The sequence below is a fragment of the Streptomyces mangrovisoli genome, assembly GCF_000974985.2.
In the GTDB taxonomy this organism is placed as follows: Bacteria; Actinomycetota; Actinomycetes; order Streptomycetales; family Streptomycetaceae; genus Streptomyces; species Streptomyces mangrovisoli.
Window position 1 is genome coordinate 1 of sequence record NZ_LAVA02000007.1, and the last position, 17,902, is coordinate 17,902.

General features: G+C 68.3%; 18 protein-coding genes and 1 pseudogene. 11 read left to right on the top strand and 8 right to left on the bottom strand.

What is annotated here, in order from left to right; genetic code table 11:
- From WN71_RS03770 to WN71_RS03785, 4 genes and pseudogenes are all read right to left on the bottom strand, one after another.
- A pseudogene (locus tag WN71_RS03770) lies at window positions 1-632 on the bottom strand (hypothetical protein); the annotation flags it as partial.
- 163 nt (window positions 633-795) lie between these two features.
- On the bottom strand, window positions 796-2,058 hold the full coding sequence (locus WN71_RS03775) for a sensor histidine kinase (RefSeq protein ID WP_046587250.1): 1,263 nt from the start codon (window positions 2,056-2,058) through the stop codon (window positions 796-798).
- Window positions 2,055-3,032 (bottom strand): hypothetical protein, encoded by a 978-nt coding sequence (locus tag WN71_RS03780; RefSeq protein WP_063777713.1) that lies wholly within the window; start codon window positions 3,030-3,032, stop codon window positions 2,055-2,057. The genes WN71_RS03775 and WN71_RS03780 overlap by 4 nt, the downstream gene beginning before the upstream one ends.
- Window positions 3,033-3,192: 160 nt before the next feature.
- Window positions 3,193-3,699, bottom strand: coding sequence for a protein-tyrosine phosphatase family protein (locus WN71_RS03785; protein ID WP_079177626.1), 507 nt, complete (start codon window positions 3,697-3,699; stop codon window positions 3,193-3,195).
- A 95-nt stretch (window positions 3,700-3,794) separates the two neighbouring features.
- Here WN71_RS03785 and WN71_RS03790 point away from each other — a divergent pair, with 95 nt between their 5' ends.
- Window positions 3,795-4,598, top strand: a complete 804-nt coding sequence (locus WN71_RS03790) for a nuclease-related domain-containing protein (protein ID WP_046587246.1) — start codon at window positions 3,795-3,797, stop codon at window positions 4,596-4,598.
- Window positions 4,599-4,634: 36 nt separating this feature from the next.
- Here WN71_RS03790 and ligD read toward each other — a convergent pair whose 3' ends face one another.
- Entirely contained in the window at window positions 4,635-5,525 is an 891-nt protein-coding gene (ligD, locus tag WN71_RS03795) for a non-homologous end-joining DNA ligase (protein ID WP_046587244.1), read from the bottom strand.
- Between the two features lie 79 nt (window positions 5,526-5,604).
- On the opposite strand from ligD, the gene ku reads away from it, so the two are divergent.
- From ku to WN71_RS03825, 6 genes are all read left to right on the top strand, one after another.
- A complete protein-coding gene (gene ku / locus WN71_RS03800) occupies window positions 5,605-6,684 on the top strand; it encodes a non-homologous end joining protein Ku (protein ID WP_046587242.1) in 1,080 nt (359 codons plus the stop codon).
- Window positions 6,685-6,891: 207 nt separating this feature from the next.
- A complete protein-coding gene (locus tag WN71_RS03805) occupies window positions 6,892-7,290 on the top strand; it encodes a hypothetical protein (protein ID WP_046587264.1) in 399 nt (132 codons plus the stop codon).
- The gene (locus WN71_RS42185; RefSeq protein WP_046587240.1) at window positions 7,287-8,633 is read left to right on the top strand and encodes a WXG100 family type VII secretion target; all 1,347 of its coding nucleotides are present in this window, start codon (window positions 7,287-7,289) and stop codon (window positions 8,631-8,633) included. The genes WN71_RS03805 and WN71_RS42185 overlap by 4 nt, the downstream gene beginning before the upstream one ends.
- Before the next feature lie 17 nt (window positions 8,634-8,650).
- Window positions 8,651-9,367 carry a hypothetical protein gene (locus WN71_RS03815; RefSeq protein WP_046587238.1) on the top strand — a complete coding sequence of 239 codons (717 nt, stop codon included), beginning with the start codon at window positions 8,651-8,653 and terminating at the stop codon, window positions 9,365-9,367.
- Window positions 9,368-9,539: 172 nt separating this feature from the next.
- Entirely contained in the window at window positions 9,540-10,409 is an 870-nt protein-coding gene (locus WN71_RS03820; protein WP_071369798.1) for a hypothetical protein, read from the top strand.
- Between the two features lie 347 nt (window positions 10,410-10,756).
- A complete protein-coding gene (locus WN71_RS03825) occupies window positions 10,757-11,686 on the top strand; it encodes an aminoglycoside phosphotransferase family protein (RefSeq protein WP_046587234.1) in 930 nt (309 codons plus the stop codon).
- 18 nt (window positions 11,687-11,704) lie between these two features.
- Here WN71_RS03825 and WN71_RS03830 read toward each other — a convergent pair whose 3' ends face one another.
- The gene (locus WN71_RS03830) at window positions 11,705-13,078 is read right to left on the bottom strand and encodes an NsdA family TPR-like regulatory protein (protein WP_046587262.1); all 1,374 of its coding nucleotides are present in this window, start codon (window positions 13,076-13,078) and stop codon (window positions 11,705-11,707) included.
- Window positions 13,079-13,371: 293 nt separating this feature from the next.
- On the opposite strand from WN71_RS03830, the gene WN71_RS03835 reads away from it, so the two are divergent.
- From WN71_RS03835 to WN71_RS03845, 3 genes are read left to right on the top strand one after another with little or no spacing between them, the layout of a single operon-like run.
- Window positions 13,372-13,920, top strand: coding sequence for a bifunctional DNA primase/polymerase (locus WN71_RS03835; protein WP_079177630.1), 549 nt, complete (start codon window positions 13,372-13,374; stop codon window positions 13,918-13,920).
- Entirely contained in the window at window positions 13,910-14,221 is a 312-nt protein-coding gene (locus WN71_RS03840) for a hypothetical protein (protein ID WP_046587230.1), read from the top strand. The genes WN71_RS03835 and WN71_RS03840 overlap by 11 nt, the downstream gene beginning before the upstream one ends.
- A gap of 4 nt (window positions 14,222-14,225) precedes the next feature.
- Window positions 14,226-14,561 (top strand): hypothetical protein, encoded by a 336-nt coding sequence (locus WN71_RS03845; protein ID WP_046587228.1) that lies wholly within the window; start codon window positions 14,226-14,228, stop codon window positions 14,559-14,561.
- A gap of 350 nt (window positions 14,562-14,911) precedes the next feature.
- Here WN71_RS03845 and WN71_RS42190 read toward each other — a convergent pair whose 3' ends face one another.
- Together WN71_RS42190 and WN71_RS03855 are read right to left on the bottom strand one after the other, a co-directional pair.
- A complete protein-coding gene (locus tag WN71_RS42190; protein ID WP_046587226.1) occupies window positions 14,912-15,226 on the bottom strand; it encodes a S1 domain-containing protein in 315 nt (104 codons plus the stop codon).
- A gap of 238 nt (window positions 15,227-15,464) precedes the next feature.
- Window positions 15,465-15,821, bottom strand: coding sequence for a hypothetical protein (locus WN71_RS03855; protein ID WP_046587225.1), 357 nt, complete (start codon window positions 15,819-15,821; stop codon window positions 15,465-15,467).
- A 373-nt stretch (window positions 15,822-16,194) separates the two neighbouring features.
- Here WN71_RS03855 and WN71_RS39510 point away from each other — a divergent pair, with 373 nt between their 5' ends.
- Window positions 16,195-17,895, top strand: a complete 1,701-nt coding sequence (locus tag WN71_RS39510) for an ATP-dependent nuclease (protein WP_143074796.1) — start codon at window positions 16,195-16,197, stop codon at window positions 17,893-17,895.
- Window positions 17,896-17,902: the final 7 nt, after the last annotated feature.

Sequence of the window (17,902 nt, forward strand, 5' to 3'; positions counted from 1 at the left end):
GTGGGGCGACCGGCGGTGGTGCCGGTGCCGGTGCTGTGGTTGTCGGGGGCGGTGCCGGTGGGGTGGTTGTCGGGGGTGGTACCGGTGGGGTGGGTGTTGGGATTGGTGGTGCCGTGGTTGTTGGCGTTGGTGTCCGTGCCGGCCGGGTTGGTGTTGGTGCCTGCGCCGGTCGGGTTGGTGTTGGTGCCCGCGCCGGCGGGGTGGGTGTTCGTGCCCGCGCCGGCCGGGTTGGTGTTCGTTCCCGCGCCCGCAGGGTTCGTGTTCGTCCCCGCCCCGGCCGGGTTGGTGCTCGTATGGCCGTGGCTGTCGGGCGTGGTGCCCGTCGCGTTCGGGTTCGTGGTGGTGGTGCCGTGGCCGTTCGTGCCGGTGGCCGGGGTGTTGGCGCTGGGATTGGGGGTCGTGCTGCCGGTGGCCGTCCCGGTGCCGGTGCCGGTGCCGGTTCCGTTGCCGTGCTGGTCGGCGGCCGGGGTCCAGCCGGTCTGTGCGGCCGAGCTTCCCTCCGGTCGGCCGCCGGCCGGGTCGGTGCCGTTCCCGCCGTTGTCGGCGGAGGCGGGCGAGGTGACGGCGGCGACGACGAAACCGCCGGCGGCGGACACTATGGCCAGACGGGTGAGGAGGGAGCGCAGGGACATGAGGGTACCTCCGTGAAAGAGGATGAATCTGACTAATCGCCACGTTAGGAGCCGACCCGCGGGGCTGCCCGCCGCGCTGGGCCGTCGGGGGTGGGTTGGGCCGATGGGGGGCCCGGGGAAGAGAGGCCGGCAGGTGCCGCCGTGGGCCCGAGGTGACGCCCGATCAGGCGCGCTGCCCCGGCGCCCCTGCCGAGGGGAGCGTGAGCCGGGCGACCGCCCCGCCGTCGTCCGCGTCGGCGAGGACCAGGCGCGCGCCGAGCACCTCCGCCTGGCCCATCGCGATGGTCAGCCCGAGCCCGTGCCCCGTCGCGCCGCCCTCCGTGCGGAAGCGCTGCGGCCCGTGCTCCACCAGGTACGCCGGAAAGCCGTCCCCGTGGTCCCGTACGGTCACCACCGGCCCGTCCACCGTCAGCACCACGGGCGCCCGCCCGTGCCGGTGCGCGTTGGCGACGAGATTGCCGAGCACGCGCTCCAGCCGGCGCCGGTCGGTCTCGACGCGCGCGTCCCGCACCACGGTGACGGCCGTGTCCGTCCCCGACGCCCGCACCACCCGCCCGGCGAGCGCGCCGAGTTCCTCGACGTCCAGCTCCAGCCGCTCCCGGCCGGTGTCCAGCCGGGAGATCTCCAGCAGGTCCTCGGTGAGCGTGCGCAGCGCCGCCACCCGGTCCCGGACCAGCTCCGTGGGCCGCCCCGGCGGCAGCAGCTCGGCCGCCGCGTGCAGTCCGGTCAGGGGGGTGCGCAGCTCGTGCGCCACGTCCGCGGTGAACCGCTGCTCGCTCAGCAGCTTGCCCTGGAGCGACGACGCCATGGAGTCCAGCGCGGCGGCCACCGCGGCGACCTCGTCCGGCGGCCGCGTCGGGTCGGCGGTGAGCGGGTCGTTGACCCGGGCGTCGAGGTCGCCCGCGCTGATCCGGCGGGCGACGCGGGCCGTGCCGTGCAGCCGCCGGGTCACCCGGGACACGGCGAACGCGCCGACGACGACGGTCGCCGCGATCGCGAGCACCGACGACCAGACGATCGCGCGGTCGAGTCCGGCGATGGTCCGCGCCTGCTGCGAGTAGTCGAGCTCCACGGCCAGCGCGCGGCCGCCGTCCGCGGGCATGGCCGCCCACATCGTCGGCCGCCCGTCGTGCGAGGAGACCATCGTGCCCCGGTGCCCGTCCACCGCGAGGGCTCGCAGCGGCCCGGGAAGCCCCGCCGGGTCCACCCCGGCGCCGGGCAGCAGCCCGTCCCCGGCCTGGTACGCCGCCGACGCGTCGGTCAGCCGGTCCAGCGCCTGGTCGCGGGCCTGTCCGACGGTCTGCCCGGTCACCGACACATGCACCAGGACGCCGAGCAGCGCGGCGAGCGCGCAGCACATGCCGGTGATGAAGACGGCGGCCTTGACCGCGAGCGTCCCCGCCCAGGAGGGCAGCGCGAGCCTCATCGCACACCTGCGGCGGCCGGGAGGGCCGAGGCGGCCGAGGTGGCCGAGGTGGCCGTCGAGGGGGTCGAGGCGGCCATGGGAGCCAAGGCGGCCGAGGAGTTCGGCGCGGTGGAGTCGGCCCCGGCCGGTCGCGGCGAGGCAGAGTCCGATACCGATGCTGAGGCCCCGGCCGAACGGGAAGCCGACGGCGCGGCCGAACGGGAAGCCGAGGGCTGGGGCGAGACCCGCCGCCGCCCGGTACGCAGGAACTCGTCCCGGTTGAAGACCATCGCCCGTTGCTCCGGGTCCCAGTTCCAGGTCGTGCGGTACTCGTAGCCGCTGATCCCGGCGGGCGAGCGGATGATCACCGAGCGGCCGGCGATCTCCACGCCCAGCACGGCGTCGTCGTTGGCCATGACCTGCACCAGCCGGTGCCCCTCGACGGTGTACACGCGGACGGCCGTCTGATTGGTGGGAGGCAGCCGGAACCCGAGCGTCATGTCGGCGCGGCCGTCGCCGGTGAGGTCGCGGTAGTAGGCCTTGAGCAGCGGACACCGGGTTGCTCCGGCCCCTGCTCCGGGGCTTGCCCCGGTACCGGCCGTGCCGGCCGTGCCGTCCGCGCCGGGCGTGGGGCCGGTGGCGCAGTCGCCGAGCCGCGTCGCCGTGTTCCGGTACGGCGCCTTCGCCCCGCGGTAGTCGCCCGGATGCGCCGCGATCTCCGCCCGTACGACGGCGACGGGATCGACCGCGCGGATGTCGTCGCCCGGCACCGGCACGCCCTTGACCACCTCGGTCTCGGCCTCGTCGTACGGCCATGCGGGGCTGGCGGCGGGCCGCAGGCCGGGCCAGAGCTTCTGCGGACTGATCGCGGTGGGTGTGGCACCCGCGCTCGTCAGTCCGCCCGCCCGGCCGCACCCGGCGCCGGCCACTGCGAGCAGCCCGGCGAGGGCGACGGCACGGGCCGTACGGAGGGGACGGCGGGCGCGGGCGGGCACGGGACTCCTGGGAGGTGCGGGGCGTATGTCCCGTACACCTTATTCATGCGGAAGTCCTTTTATCCGCGCCCTCGCCCGCGGCCGTGGCCTGCTCCCGTTCCCGTTCCCGTTCCCGCTCCCACCCCAGAGCCGCGGCGCCTGCCCCGCTGCCGCGCCCGGCTCACTCGGTGAGTTCCTCCAGCAGCCGGGCCGTCGAGAGCCCCGCCCGCAGATACTCGACGAAGAGATCGTTGTGCAGCGCCCAGGGGGAGCGGCGGGCGCGGATCAGCCGGACGGCCTCCTCGGCGGAGCGCCCCCGGTGGACGAGGGCCTGCGCGACGACGAGGCCGGAGCGGTTGTACCCGTGGTAGCAGCGCACGAGCACCCGCCGGCCGTCGTCCAGCGCGTCGCACGCGGCCCGCGCGAGCCGCATCACGCCCGCGAGCTGGGTACCGTCGAGCGGCCCGTCCGGAATGGGCCACACGTGGTGCTCGACGCCCGGGGCGGGACCGTACCCCGGCAGCCGCAGAAGCGTCTGGACAAGATCGAACTCGTCCCGTACGACCGCGAACTCGGGCTGCCCCGAACGGCCGCGGAACTCGTGCCCGCCCATCCACAGCCCCGGTACGATCTCGTTCCACGGGCTGTCCGGAGCGGGCACGTCGGGCTGCTTCCTGCGGGTACGCAACGGCGCCTCCCCAACCTCCCAAGTGCTGTCAAAGGTAACCGGGTTCTTGCCCCTGGAGCACCCCGCCTGTTCCCATGGTCGAGGGGTGATGGTGCATGAACAAGCTGCGCGTCATACCGACCTGGCGGCACGGCCAGGAACGGCTCTACGTCTGCCGCACCGACGGACACAACGTCGCCTGGTACGACCGCGAGGCGGCCCGCGTCCACCTGCTCAGCGAGGACCAGCGGGAGGACGTACTGGAGGCGCTCGGGCCCTTCCTGACCGGACCCGTCGCCGTCGGGCCGCCGCCTGTCCCGACCCCGGCCGAGCTGGCCCGGCTCGCCCTCCACCCGGACGACGACCTGGCCCCCAACCGCCCCGGCGAGGCGCTGCTGATCGCCCTGGACCGGGACCCGGGCCCGCCGCACCGGTTGCGCCCCGACCCGCGCCGCCGCGCCCTGGACGCCGAGCAGGCGGTGGGCGAGGCGCTGGACGCCCTGGACGGCGCGGGCTGGCACGCGCTGCACTCCGTCCCGCTGCCCGGCGGCGACCGCATCCACCATCTGGCGATCGGCCCCGGCGGCCTCTTCGCCATCCGTACGGTGGCGGCCCGCAAGCAGCGGGTGCTGGTGGCCGACCCGATGGTCGCGCTGGGCCGCCACGAGCCGAGACCGCTGCTGCGCGGCGTACGCGCGGACGCGGACCGGGCGTCGTACGCGCTGACGGCGGAGGTGCACCCGGTGCTGGTCCTGGTGGGCGCGTCGGACCTGACGGTCACGGCGCCGCCGCGCGGCGTGCGCGTCCTGAGCGCCGCGGACCTGCCGGCCCTGTCCCGCACGGGCGGAGTCCTGAAGCCTGCCGACGTGGAGGCGCTGCACGCGATGGCGCGGGACCGGGGGACCTGGGGCAGGGCGTAGCGGGTGGCTGGCGGGGGAGGCCGGCCGGGGCGTGGCTCACGGCAGGCGGGCCGCCGTGGCCGGATCGAGCAGGGGTGCCAGCAGATCGCCGTACTCCCGCACGCGACCGGCGAGATCCGGCGCGTGGAGGACGAGCGACGAACCCACCGGGCCCTGTTCGCTCTCCGCCACCTCGTCCCAGGTGAGGGGGGTGGAGACGGTGGGCTCGGGCCGGGCGCGCAGGGTGTACGGGGTGGCGGTGGTCTTGCGGGCGGCGTTCTGACTCCAGTCGACGAAGACCTTGCCCGGCCGCAGGCTGCGGGTCATCCGGTGGACGACGAGCCGGGGCAGGTCCCGCTCGGCCTCGACGGCGAGCGCCTTGGCGTACTCGCTGACCTGCTGGGAGGTGGCGTCCCGGACGGCGGCGAGCAGATGCAGCCCCTTGGATCCGGAGGTCTTGGCGAAGGCGTCGATCCCGTCCGCGGCCAGCCGCTCCCGCAGCCAGAGGGCGACACGGCAGCACTCGACGACGCCGGCGGGCGGCCCGGGGTCGAGGTCGAGGACGAGCCGGTCGGCGTCGCCGGGTGCGGCGATCACCCACTGGGGGGTGTGGAACTCGGTGACGAGGTTGGCGGCCCAGATCAGGCTGGCGAGATCCTGCACGAGCACCATCCGGGCGGGCCCCTCCACCCGGGGGACCTCGGCGGTGGTGACCCAGTCGGGGGTACCGGGCGGGACGTTCTTGGTGAAGAAGACCTGCCCGTCGGGCCCGTCCGGGTAGCGCAGGAAGGACACCGGCCGGTCCCGCAGATGCGGCAGCAGGACGGGGGCGGTGGTGGCGTAGTAGTGCAGCACCTCGCCCTTGGTGAACCCGGTCGCCGGATAGAGCACTTTGTCGAGGTTGCTGAGCGCGAGCCGCCGCCCCTCCACGTCGGTGATGGGCGTCATACGATGAGCATCCCACGCAAAATGTCACATACCGCTCACCCTCCCTGCGGCGGGGCCGACCGCGGAAAGGACGCTGCACGTGAGATCCATATGGAACGGCGCCATCTCGTTCGGCCTGGTCAGCATCCCGATCAAGCTGGTCAACGCGACCGAGAGCCACGCGATCTCCTTCCGCCAGATCCACACCGAGGACGGCGGCCGCATCCGCTATCGCAAGTTCTGCGAGCTGGAGGACAAGGAGGTCGAGACGGCGGAGATCGGCAAGGCGTACGAGGACGCGGACGGCTCGATGATTCCGATCACGGACGAGGACCTGTCGCAGCTGCCGATCCCGACGGCGAAGACGATCGAGATCGTGGCGTTCGTCCCGGAGGACCGCATCGATCCGCTCCAGCTGAGCGCGGCGTACTACCTTGCGGCGAGCGGCGCACCGGCTGCGAAGCCGTACACCCTGCTCCGTGAGGCCCTCAAGCGCAGCAAGAAGGTGGCGATCGCGAAGTATGCGCTGAGGGGCCGGGAGCGCCTCGGCATGCTGCGGGTGGTGGGCGAGGCGATCGCCATGCACGGCCTGCTGTGGCCGGACGAGGTCAGGGCCCCGGAGGGCGTGGCCCCCGACACCTCGGTGACGGTCCGCGACAAGGAACTCGACCTGGCGGACGCCCTGATGGACACGTTGGGCGAGGTCGACCTGGCCGACCTGCACGACGAGTACCGCGAGGCGGTCGAAGAGGTGGTGGCGGCCAAGGCCTCGGGCGAGACCCCACCGGAGACCCCCGAACCGGCGACGGGCGGCAAGGTCCTGGACCTGATGGCGGCGCTGGAACGCAGCGTGCGCGAGGCGAAGGAGTCCCGCGGCGAGGCGGAGATCACCCACCTCCCGAAGGACCAGACGACGAAGAAGTCCACCTCGACGACAACGAAGAAGCCCCAACGGGCAAGAAAATCAACGGCGAAGACGACTCGCTCGAAGCCCCAGGCGGACCCGAAGAAGACGACGTCGACCGCGTCGGCGTCTTCGTCGGCGACTTCCTCCGCGTCCGCATCCGCATCCTCGTCCTCGTCGAGGAAGACGGCGGCGAAGAAGACGACGACCTCTTCGTCGAAGAAGACGGCCCAGACACCGGCGAAGAAGACAGCGGCGCGCAAGCGGTCGGCGTAGCAGGGCCGTTGACGGCGTGAGGCGAGAAGGGGGCCTCTCGGCGAGACAGTGTCACGGGCCTTCCCGTCTCTCTTCGCCCAGGCCCGGCACGCGTTCAGGCAGTGATCCGGATCTCCTCTCTGCCCGCCGTGCCGTGCAGTCGGAAGCTGCAACGGGCACTAGGGTGATGTGTTCGAGCCGTCGTCGAAGGGGGAGAGGCGCCAAGTCATGGGCGAAAGCGGCGAGATACTCGACATCAAGATCTCGGACCTCAAGGCGACGGCGCCCCACTTCCACGACCAGAGTGTGGCTCTTGCCCGAGCTCTCACCCAGTTGAAGCAGGGCCTCGCCGCGGCCGGTTCGCCCTGGGGTGACGACGAGCAGGGCGAGAAGTTCCACAAGGCGTACGGCCCGCACGTCAAGCAGATCGAGGACTCCGCCCGGATCCTGGCCGAGGGGCTGGCGAGCATCCGGCTGGCAATGGTCGACATGGCCGACGGACACATCGACAACGACGAGTTGATCCGCGGGATGTTCAACCGGATCCAGGTCGATGACGACACCGCCGATCACGGCACTCAGGACCACGACACCGCCGATCACGACACCGAGGACCGCGGCAGGTGAGCGTCGCGGACAAGGCTCGAAAGGTCGTCCAGGACCTGACGGGCATGTGGTGGCCCGCTGCCGACGAGGACGGATTGCGCGACGCGGCGAAGACGTGGCGGGACTTCGCCGACGACGTCGACGACGTCACCTCGGCCGCCAACAAGGCGGCGCGTTCCATCATCGAACACAACACGGGTGAGGCGATCTCGGCCTTCGACGACCCGTACTGGCGCCGCTACTACCACGACGGGCACGGCTGGTTGAAGGACCTGGCCGATGCCGCCCGTGACATGGCCAAGGCGCTCGACGCCTACGCGGACGCCGTGCACAGCGCGAAGAAGCAGCTCGAACACGAGCTGGAGATCGTCGGCGCGACCCTCGTGGCGGGAACGGCCCTTGCCATCTTCACCGCGGGCATATCGGAGGGCGCGGCCGCGGCGGCCGCCGTCACCGTGGCGGATCTGGCGGCCGGCCTGGGCGTGGCGGTGTCGACGGAGGTGGCCACCATCGCGGGCACCACGCTGGCCACGGCGGCCTTCGCCGGTGTCGAGTCCGTGACGGTGGACCTGGCCGTCACCCAGCCCGTGAGCATCGCCCTCGGGGAGAGCAAGGGCCTCAACCTCGACGAGGCCAGCGACGCCGCCCTCTACGGCATGGCGTACGGGGGGATGTTCGGCGCCGGGGCCAGGACCGTGAAGGCAGCGACCGAGGCGGGCGGCCTCGGTGACCTGTTCGCCGGCCTGCCCGGTTTCTCCCGCTCGGCAGCAGGCCTTCCCGAGGAGCTCGACTCCCTCGATCCGGACGAACTGCGCCTGATCCGCCAGGACGACGACTTCGGCGCCACGCACAATCCACTGGGCCTGCGGAAGTCCCGCTTCGATCCGGACCTCGGCATCGTCCCGGCCGACCCCGAGGGCGAGATATCGCCGCTGCAGCACGTACTCGGAGGCAAGAACAAGGCCGCCAAGGAGTCCAGCCAGTACACCTCGTTCGCCCCGAAGGACGGCACGGGCAAGGTGTACGGGAGCGAAGAGATCAGCGTCGACTACCAGCGACTGCAGAAGGACATCGACGCGGGCCATGTGCACGGAGTGGAGATCCTTCCGCCGGAACGCATTCAGGCCTCCATCGGTGAAGAGATCGACAAGGTCGCCGGACAGCACATCGAGGTGCCGTCGGAACTCAAGCCCCACGAGGTCTCCGACTTCGTGGACGGCCTCGGGCTGAGCAAGGGCAAGTCACGTAAGGTCACAGACAGGGTGATGGCCATGCTCAACACCCGCCGGGACGGCGAATGGCTGATCAGCGGCGTCGTCCCCAAGGAATACGTCACCGGCCCGTACCCCACCTCACGGCCCTGAAGCGGAAAGAAGTACCAGTGCCCGACGCGACACCCCGCTGGGAACCGGACCCCGTGCTGAAGGAACTCCTGTTCACGGACTTCGACGGCCTGCCCGCGGAGCCGGACGACGTCATCGCCGACGCCCTCGACGGCGGCTACGCGGAACGCACTCAGGGCCTGGCGACCCTCCTGCGCGACGAGCACGCCGACCCGGCCGCACGCTTCCTGGCCTGCTGCGCACTGACCTCCTGGGCGGACCCCCTCGGCTACGCGACAGTGGTCGACGCGGCGGCCGCACCCGACGAACTGACCTGGCGGGGCCAGACGTACGACCGCTTCACCGGCCAGGACGACACGTTCGCGCACCTGGCGGAGGCGGTGGGCCGCAGCCGCGACATGGTCGACGAACGCGGTACGGCGGCCGAACGCATCGAAGCGGCCCGAGCGCTGATCCGTATCGCCGACCGCGTCCAACTGGACCGCCGGGCCAGCGACTTGCTCCACCCCGAGATCGTCTCGGAGTGCCAGGAGGACCTCTCCGAAGCCGTGGACCGGGGCATCGCCCGCCTTGAGGGAGGCGAGCACATCGGCTACGACCTGGGCCTCCAACTCGCACTGTTCATCGCGGCCCTGGCCACCCACCGCCTCGAGTGGTCCACGAACGCCGGCCACCGCCTCGCAGCCGCCCACCCGGGCGAGAGGGCCCTACGCGAACTGACCGAGGCGGGCGGCAGCTCCCTCTGGCTGATGTAACGCGACACCTGTCACCGGTCGGCGGGGAACGTGCTCGCGGCGGCTGGTACTCGCGTCCCTGGAGGCAGACTCAGGAACTGGCGCTCGTCCGCGATCAGGTGTCCCACCCCCGGAAGTCGCGGCGGTCGACGAGGCTTCCGGCTCCGCATCGAGACAACGCTATGGTCGGCACATGCCAACCGAAGAGGTCCATGCCGTGGGTGAGGAAGCAGAGTTATCCGCGACCTATGCCACTCCGTTGAACAAGTGGCAGCGCCTGGGCGCCACTTTGATCGGTCTCGCACTGGCCGCCGGCGGGGTGGTGTCCGTCTTCCTCGGGAAGAGCGGCGCAGGGAGTGTGGCGCTTGTCCTGGGTGGCGTCACATTCCTGATCATCGCAGTGATCGGGCTGTCCCTGCACCGAGTGAGAATCAGGGACGTCGAGCTGTACTTCGGCGTACGGCGCGCGAGGCAGGTCGGAGCCATGGCCGGGCGGCTTCCGCCCGGTGACGCCGCCCGCCTCGTGCAGATGCTGACGGAGACGAACGACGGGGACGACCAGCGGGATCGGCTGCTCGTTCTGGCCGACTGGCTCCTGTTCGAGATCCGGGTGCGTGACACGACCATCGCGAGCCTGGCGGACGGGGAACGGGTCATACCTCACCCGGTCGGGATAGGAACCGGGGAACCGCTCCTGAAGGTCCTGCGGCCGGACGGCACCCGGATCGGGATCTTCGCGATGTTCTCCCCCACGGACACGGGGCGACTGACGGAAGCGTTCGACGACGAATTCCTGGACGTTCTGCCAAGGACCGGGACAGACGCGGTCATCCTGATCACCTGCGTCCGAGACGAGGGCTATCTCGCGGCCCTCTCGGACCGGATTCGCCGGGAGACCGGTCTGCCGACGGCAATCGACGAGTGGAGACCCAGAGGCGAGAGCCGCTCCCTTCGCCCTTCCATCGAGCGACTCTCCGAAGCGGTGAGGGCCGGAGGCGGAGACCCCCCGCAGGTGCCACCGCCTTCCAGGGGGCGGCTCTCGACGCCGCCCCAGAGCGGATGAGAGCGGAACGAGGGTCGAGCACCATGGCGCAAGATCAACACACCACCACGACGTGACCGCTGACAATCGGCTACTTTCGGCGATCTGCCTGAGCGCGTCAGCAGATACGCGAAGACCCCGGCCTCAGCGTTTCCGCTGGTGACGGGGTCTTTGGGCACCTCGTAAGGGGTGCCCCCGGCAGGATTCGAACCTGCGCACACGGCTCCGGAGCCCAGGTGAGACCGAGACCGCACCTGCCCTCTGACCTGCGGCGGAGGCTCCGGTCAGGTGAACGACAGGCAAGATCATTACGCCCCCATTACGTGGGCGCCCTGTCGGGCAACTGCCGTGAGCCGTAAGGTCGATGCATGATCTCGGGCAGCGGCGGGGCGTCGGATGGCGGCGGCACGGAGTTCACGGCGGAGGGGCTGGCACCCGTTCTCGCGGAAGCGTGCGCGACGGCTGGGCTGGACCACAACGGCGCCGAGTTGCTGAGGCTCGGCTCGAACGCGGTCTACCGTCTGGGGCCGTCTCCCGTCATCGTTCGCATCGCGCGGGACCCTGCGGTACAGGCAGAGATGGAACGGGCCGTAAGCGTCGCCCGCTGGCTGGAGTCGCACGACTTTCCGGCGATGCGCGCGCCGGCCTCGGTGGCTCAGCCGCTTCTCGTCCGCGGCCTGGTGGTCACTTTCTGGGAGAGCGTTCAGGACCACGAGGAGTACGCGACGGTAGGGGAGTTGGCGGACCTCCTGCGCCGCTTGCACTGGCTCGAAGAGCCCGAAACGCTCGGCCTCCCGTACTTCGATCCGCTGGCGAAGCTCGCGGCTTCCCTCGACGGCTTGGACGGCGTTTCGGAGGCGGACCGGATGTTCCTGGAGGAACGCGCGGCGAGGTTGGGCAAGGACTACGACCGGTTGGACTTCGTCCTTCCCTTTGGACTGATCCACGGTGACGCGAGCATCGGGAACATCCTCCGCCACCGCGATGGGCACGCGGTGCTCATCGACCTGGACGGCTTCGCTCTCGCCCCGCGTGAGTGGGACCTGATCCAGACGGCGATGTTCTACGACCGCTTCGGCTGGCACACGAAGGCGGAGTACGCGGACTTCGTGCACCGGTACGGCTTCGACCTGATGAACTGGCCCGGCTACGAAACGCTCGCGGACCTGCGTGAGCTGATGATGGTGGCCTGGCTCGGCCATCAGGTGACGACGAGCGAGAGCGCGGCAGCCGAGTTCGGTCGACGGGTGCAGTCCCTCCGTACGGGGAAGGGCCGGGACGAGTGGGGTCCGTTCTGATCGCGCATTGGCCTGCGGTCACACCCCGGCGTGCTCGCCTGAAGCAATCCACAGCCTGTGGTCTCGTACCTGCTCGGTGAAGATCTGAACTTCAGCGCTGGTGTCGGCCGCAGCGAGGTTCTGCCGGAATTCGGCGAGGTAGCTGACGCACCGCGCTGATTTGAGCTGCTCGCCCAAGTCGAGCGCGTCACGTGCCACGCGGCAGGCTTCCTCGACGTCTCCGGCGTGAAGATGGGCGTCGGCGAGAACCATGGTCGCGAAGAAGTCACTGCGCACGTGGCTGCCGCTCATGGCGTTCTCGGCGTGCTCGACGGCCCGACGGGCGCTCTTGACGTCGCGGAAGCAGTGGGCAGCCTCGGCAGCCAACTCGGCCTCGTCGAAGTAGCTGATCCATTCGGGCTCGTCGGCGGTGTTCCGGCTCTCCAAAGCCTTCGTGGCAGCGCTCAGGGCGGCCTCGCAGGCCCGTACGTCTCCGGTGCGGGCAAGGGCCCTGGCCTCCATGGCGTGGAACTGCGCGCGCAGCGTAGGAGTGGCCACCGGGGAGATACCCATAAGTGCTGCTCGGGCGAGCGTCGCGGCCTGGGTGTACCGGCCGAGGAACGTGGCCTGATGGCTCATGGCCGACAGGATGCTTCCGGCGAGCCGGCGGTCGTTCGCGTCCTGGGCGAGGCGGAGGGCCTGGAGGAAGTAGCGCTGAGCCAGACCATGTCGACAGGCGTCGTAGGACATCCAGCCGGCGAGCAACGTCGCCTCGGCCGCCGTGGAGAACAGGGCCCGGCCTACCTGCTCCGTGTACTGACCGCGAAGCAGCGGTGCCACTTCGGTGCTGAGGTACTGAATAGCCGCATACCGTGCGTGGTCGCCACCGAAGCGGTCGTCCAGTTCGGCGAACATGTCGGCGGTGGTCTTGATGGTCGCGACGTCTCCGAGTCCGACGCGCACACCGTCCCGACGCTGCCGGGGAACGGCTGGCTCAGGCGCAACCAGCCACCGGAGGGATGCCTCGTTCCACGCGGGCTCGGACGGTTCGGCCTGTAAGAGGGGCTCATACCGGTTGAGATCGGCACGCCAGAGCTCCCCGACCACTTCGATCGCGTCATCGGGGCTCGCCGGATAGCTGACGTCCAGCAGCGACGTTTCCCGTCCGCTCTCGTGGTTCAGCCCGAGTTCCGCGGCGCTGAGGCTGTACGCGTCGCACAGAAGGGGTCCGTAGAAGTCGTCCGGAACGCTGTGGCCGTTTTCCCAGCTGGCAATGCGCCGCTTGACGCTGGCCTCTGCGGGGAGCTGGTGCCCGCGGCGAGCCGCAGCGTCACGCAACTCCCGGACCAACCGTGGCTGACTCCAGCCGCGATTCGTGCGGGCCTGCCGTAACCGAACGCTGGTCGACTCCATGGAAGACGTGACCGTCCCCTCCCCGCGAGCGAACTGGTGCGACCACTGGGACGCACGACTCTCAGGCCGTACGACCGAATGTACGCGCGGGCCCATGTCCCTACGCCCCAAGTGGCCGTACAGGGGCGCTGATTGCGCCACGACGGGGGATGACGCGTCCACGCGCTACGCGTCATCCCCCGTCACCTCTCGTCATCTGCCCTGGGCCGGTCACTGACGGTGAAGCTGGAAGCAGAGCAGCGGCAGCGGCCGCGCCACGCTGAGCCTTACAGAGGTGAGATGACGTGCAGAGGATGACCACGAGGGGATTGGAATGGCTCTCCGCGGCGGCCGATGACCCGGCGGACTGCCGGAGGAAATGGGCCGACGACCCACGTGCACCGTATGCCCTCACGGTCGGCCGCTTCTTCGATGTCGTGACCGTAGAGCATCGGGTCGGCATGGAAACCTTCGATCAACTTCTGCGTCGGGGACTTCCGTTCGGCCCCGTGGTACTTGACCACAAGGCGTGCCGAATCGGGTTCTTCCTTGGCTCGCGGAGCAAGGAGGCGTTCGTTCACCACCTGGCGCAGGAGACCGCGGTCCCGCTTCGGTATCGCTACCCGGCGCAGGGCTCGGTGGTTGTCGTGCCCGGCCCCATGCCCATGACCGGCGACCGCTACCAGTGGCTCCGGGCCCCGACCCGTCGGCCCATTGCCAACCCTCTCCGCCCGGCGGCCCTGGCAACGATGCTGGCCGCGTCTGCCGAGTTGCTCGCTCGGGTGGACCGCTACAGCGAGCAGTACCCGTCTCCGGCCGCTTACGCGCTCCCCCTCTTCGAGGAGACCACCGATGCGGGATGACGCCGCCGAGCGGGAGGATGCCGCCACCTGGTCGCCGCTGAACAGCGACGGTTGGTATGCCGCACGGGATGCCGCGACTGCTCTCCGGGACGCTCTCCTCCGCGCCGGCCTGGAAAGGGACTTCCCCTACCTACGAGCCGACTTGAACGCCTTCGGGCACGGCTTCGTCGAGCTGGGGCGAGTTTCGCCGGCCACGGCGGAGCGCTTGGCGGAACTCCTGCGGACGGCGCTGGCCACCGGGTTGCAGCGCCTCGAAGAGAACGACGGAAGTACCTCAGACCAGGGTGCAGGAAAGGACTGAAACCATGACCGACCGGCGTGGTGTCGTCGCCAGGCGCGCCGAAGACCTGTCACCCGGCGTCCCGTACGTCCGAGGCTGGAGACAGGCGCGGCACAGCGCTGAGATCTTGGCCGAAGAGCTGTCCGTCCTCGGCCTTGATGAGGACTTCCCCGGCCTCGCGGCCGACGTGAATGTCTCCGGCGACGGGCTGGTACGCCTTGGCATCGTGCGACCTGAAGCGGCGCGACTGCTGGCGGACTTGATTCTGTCGGGCCTTGCCGGGGAGATGGTGCTGCGTGCCGAGGCGGCCACGAACCATGGAAGCGGTCACATCGGGGGGTCGGCAGACTGCCTGGGTTAACTGGTGCTGGCCGATTGCGATTTGACCGTTCTTTCGCTGCTGGCTGCTTGGTTGTGCATCCTTTCGTCGGCGTCGCACCCGGAGAGTCGCGCCTCCTGTCTGCCGCCCGGCCGGGACCGGCGCCCCAGCGCCGCAGCCCGGACGAGCGGCAGACACTCGTGTGCTGACTGGTGTGGGTCGGCGCCATCAGCTTGGCGAGCTGGGGGCACTTGCGACCGATATAGGCGCTGATCTGGGCGAACGTGCGGGCTGTGCCCCTTGCGGGCTTGGCTGTCTTCACCGTGATTCGCCGCTGCTCCCCGCTCGATCTTGTGCGGCCGTGGTGCAGAACTGCGGCGCCCAGGAGGTGATCAGCTGGGCACGTTCCACGCATCAAGGCGGATCTTCACCTGGCGGTTGTGATCCGCGTGCCAGATCACCTCACCGGCGACAGCAGCGCCCATGGCGGGCAACTCCATGTGGTGAGGCATGGCGGTGATCTCGGCAAGGCCGACTGCATTCGGCACGCCATCGATCAGGAGGAAGATGCCAAACGGCTGTCGGCCGATGACCCGACCGCTGACGTGAGATCCAAGAGGCAGTGCGGAGACGGTTGCGAACCAGTTCCGCTCCACGGTATCCGCGGCCGGCGCCTGTGAGCGGTCCGGCCAACTGAACTCGGCCATTCGTCAATCATGGTCAGGACCGTGGAATCTGTCGACAGTCGGCATGGGTCTGATGTCTCGGGCGTGAGACCAACACGCTTTCCAACTGTGGTGGTGGTCCTGGGGGCCTCGGACGGGGCCGTTCACCTGCGTTCATCGGCGGACGGTCGTGAGAGCGGCTACTGGCTTCGGTCCCGTCTGAACGACCGTGAACGGCGCTGAATGAGACGGAAACTGAGACGGAAGCGCGTCCTCGGCTTCAGGGCCTGAGCCGATTCTGCTGGGGGTCGAAGCAGACCAGCCCCATTGAGTCCGCGAGGGCCGCCGCGTAGGTGGAGGCCTCCTCAGCCATGCTCCAGCGCATCGGGAAGTAGAGGAGTGGGCCGCGCGCCTCTCGGATCAACGGCCCTGTCGACCAGGGCGAGGAGTCCTCCTCGTCCTCGGTCAGGTCACACCACCGTTCCAGGAGGGCGGCGACGTAAGCCGCTATGCGCTCGGCCGGGGGATGCTCTTCATCCGTGTCGATGTAGCGCTCATAGAGGTCCGTGAACGCTCGGGTGGCCGCCTTGGCGTCCGCAGGGCGCTCGCCCTCCCACACAGCCAAGTCGTAGCTCATGCCCGGACGCTCTCATGCGGCACTGACAGGCCGGCGTGGGACATCAGCTTGGGAAGCTTGGGTCTTCTGGGGGTTGTTACTGCGCTGACCTGTGGCGGTGTCGGGGCCTTGGCCGCACCGTGGCCGGTCGCCGGTGTTCCCCGTGGTTCCCCCGCAGGATCTGGCACGCGAATGACACGGCATCTTCGCTCCGGAGCACGCGCGGAGGCTGGGCCTGGAGCGTCTGAGCTTCCACCGACGATAGTCAGCCACGACGGCGGGTGCGCCGATCGGACGTGGGGGTGACGAACTGGAAGAAAAGCGTCGTGCGGCTGGTAGGACGCCTGTAATCTTGGGCGTTACGACCGCCGTATAAGGCAAAGGGGCTTCGAAAGTGCAACTTTCAGGACTGTCGGTAAAGAACTACCGATCTATCAAACAGACCCCGCGCCTCACCTTCGGAGAGTTGGCGGTTTTGGTCGGCCCTAACAATGAGGGGAAGTCCAACATCCTCCGAGCGGCTGTTATGGGTATGCGAATATTGCGTCGCTTCGGCATGACGGGATCCGTTAGAGCTAACTCGTCCACAGCACGACTTTCTAGCAGGCAGTACTATGACTGGTTCGAAGACTACCCAAAAGACCTTCAGGAGAAGACCCCAAACGGAAGTACAATAATTGATTTTTGGTTTGAGTTGGACGATGAGGAGAAGGCTCTTTTTAAGAGTCGAATCGGAGTTAGCCTTAAGACGGAGCTGCCGATCCGTCTCACAGTCAACAGGTATGTGGAGTTTACCGTCCGTAAGCAGGGTCCAGGAAAAGAAACGCTAAACCGGAAAGCTGGGCAAGTGGCGAGCTTTGTCGGTCGCCACCTGCGCATAGAGTATGTCGGCTCGGTTAGAACTGCCGCTGACGCCACAGAGGTAATCCGTGAAATGCTCCGTGACCGCATTACTGAAGCTCTCGATGCCGAGCAATACGAAAGCCTGGTTAGTCAACTTTCAGTAGCGGTTACTAATGCCATGAAGCCACTAGCGATCGAATTGCAAGAAACTCTGAAGGACTTCATCCCGGACATAGCTGACGTTCGAATTCAAGTAACGGAAGGAGGTATTCTTGACGGGCTAATTGATGAGACCAAGGTGCTTATCGATGATGGCGCTGAAACCGATCTAAGGCACAAGGGCGATGGTGTGCAGAGCTTGGCAGCTTTGGCTATGGCCCGGAAGGTTGCCGACAGTGGGAGGCGTTCGCTGATCCTGGCCATTGAGGAGCCTGAAGCTCATCTGCATCCCAGTGCTGTGCACAGGGTGCGCCAGGTAGTGAACGAAATCGCATCCAAGCAGCAGGTGATCTACACAACCCATAGTCCGCTCTTGGTGGACAGGTTCAAGCTGTCCAATAACGTCATTGTACGTGGGAGTAAGGCTACACCAGCGAAAACGTTGAATGAACTGCGAGACGTTCTAGGGGTAAGGACTTCAGACAATCTCGCGCAAGCCGCCCTTGTGCTGATTGTCGAGGGGCTCACGGATCGCTACTCACTCGAAGCTCTTATAGTAAGCAAAAGTCCAAAGCTCAGTACTTTTATCACTAACGGTGCACTTGCCTTGGATCACTTGAAGGGGGCCTCCAACCTGCTGCCCAAGTTGGACGGATTGCGCCAGCAACTTTGTCAGTATCATGTTCTCTTGGATCACGATAGCGCTGGGTTGATGGCCGGAAGTAAAGCGCGCGATGCAGGTCTGCTGTCCACCAAAGAGGAGACCTACACAATAGTCCCTTCCATGAAGGAGTCAGAGTTCGAAGATACTCTGAATGTAGAGCTGTATAAGAGTGAAATTTCGAAAGTTTTTGGCGTTTCCTTGGATGTGCCGGAATTTAAGAGAGAAAAGATCAAATGGGGTGACCGAATGGAGGCTGCTTTTCGGTCGCAGGGGAAGGTGTATGACACGAACGTGGGCATGCAGGTAAAAATGCTCGTGTCTAAACTCGTGACTTCGAATCCTGATTCCGCTTTGCATCCGAGGCGCGCGAGCAGTATTGATGCGCTATGCGTACAGCTTGAGAATCGTATTGACGAGATGGAGTTCTGAGGGGATC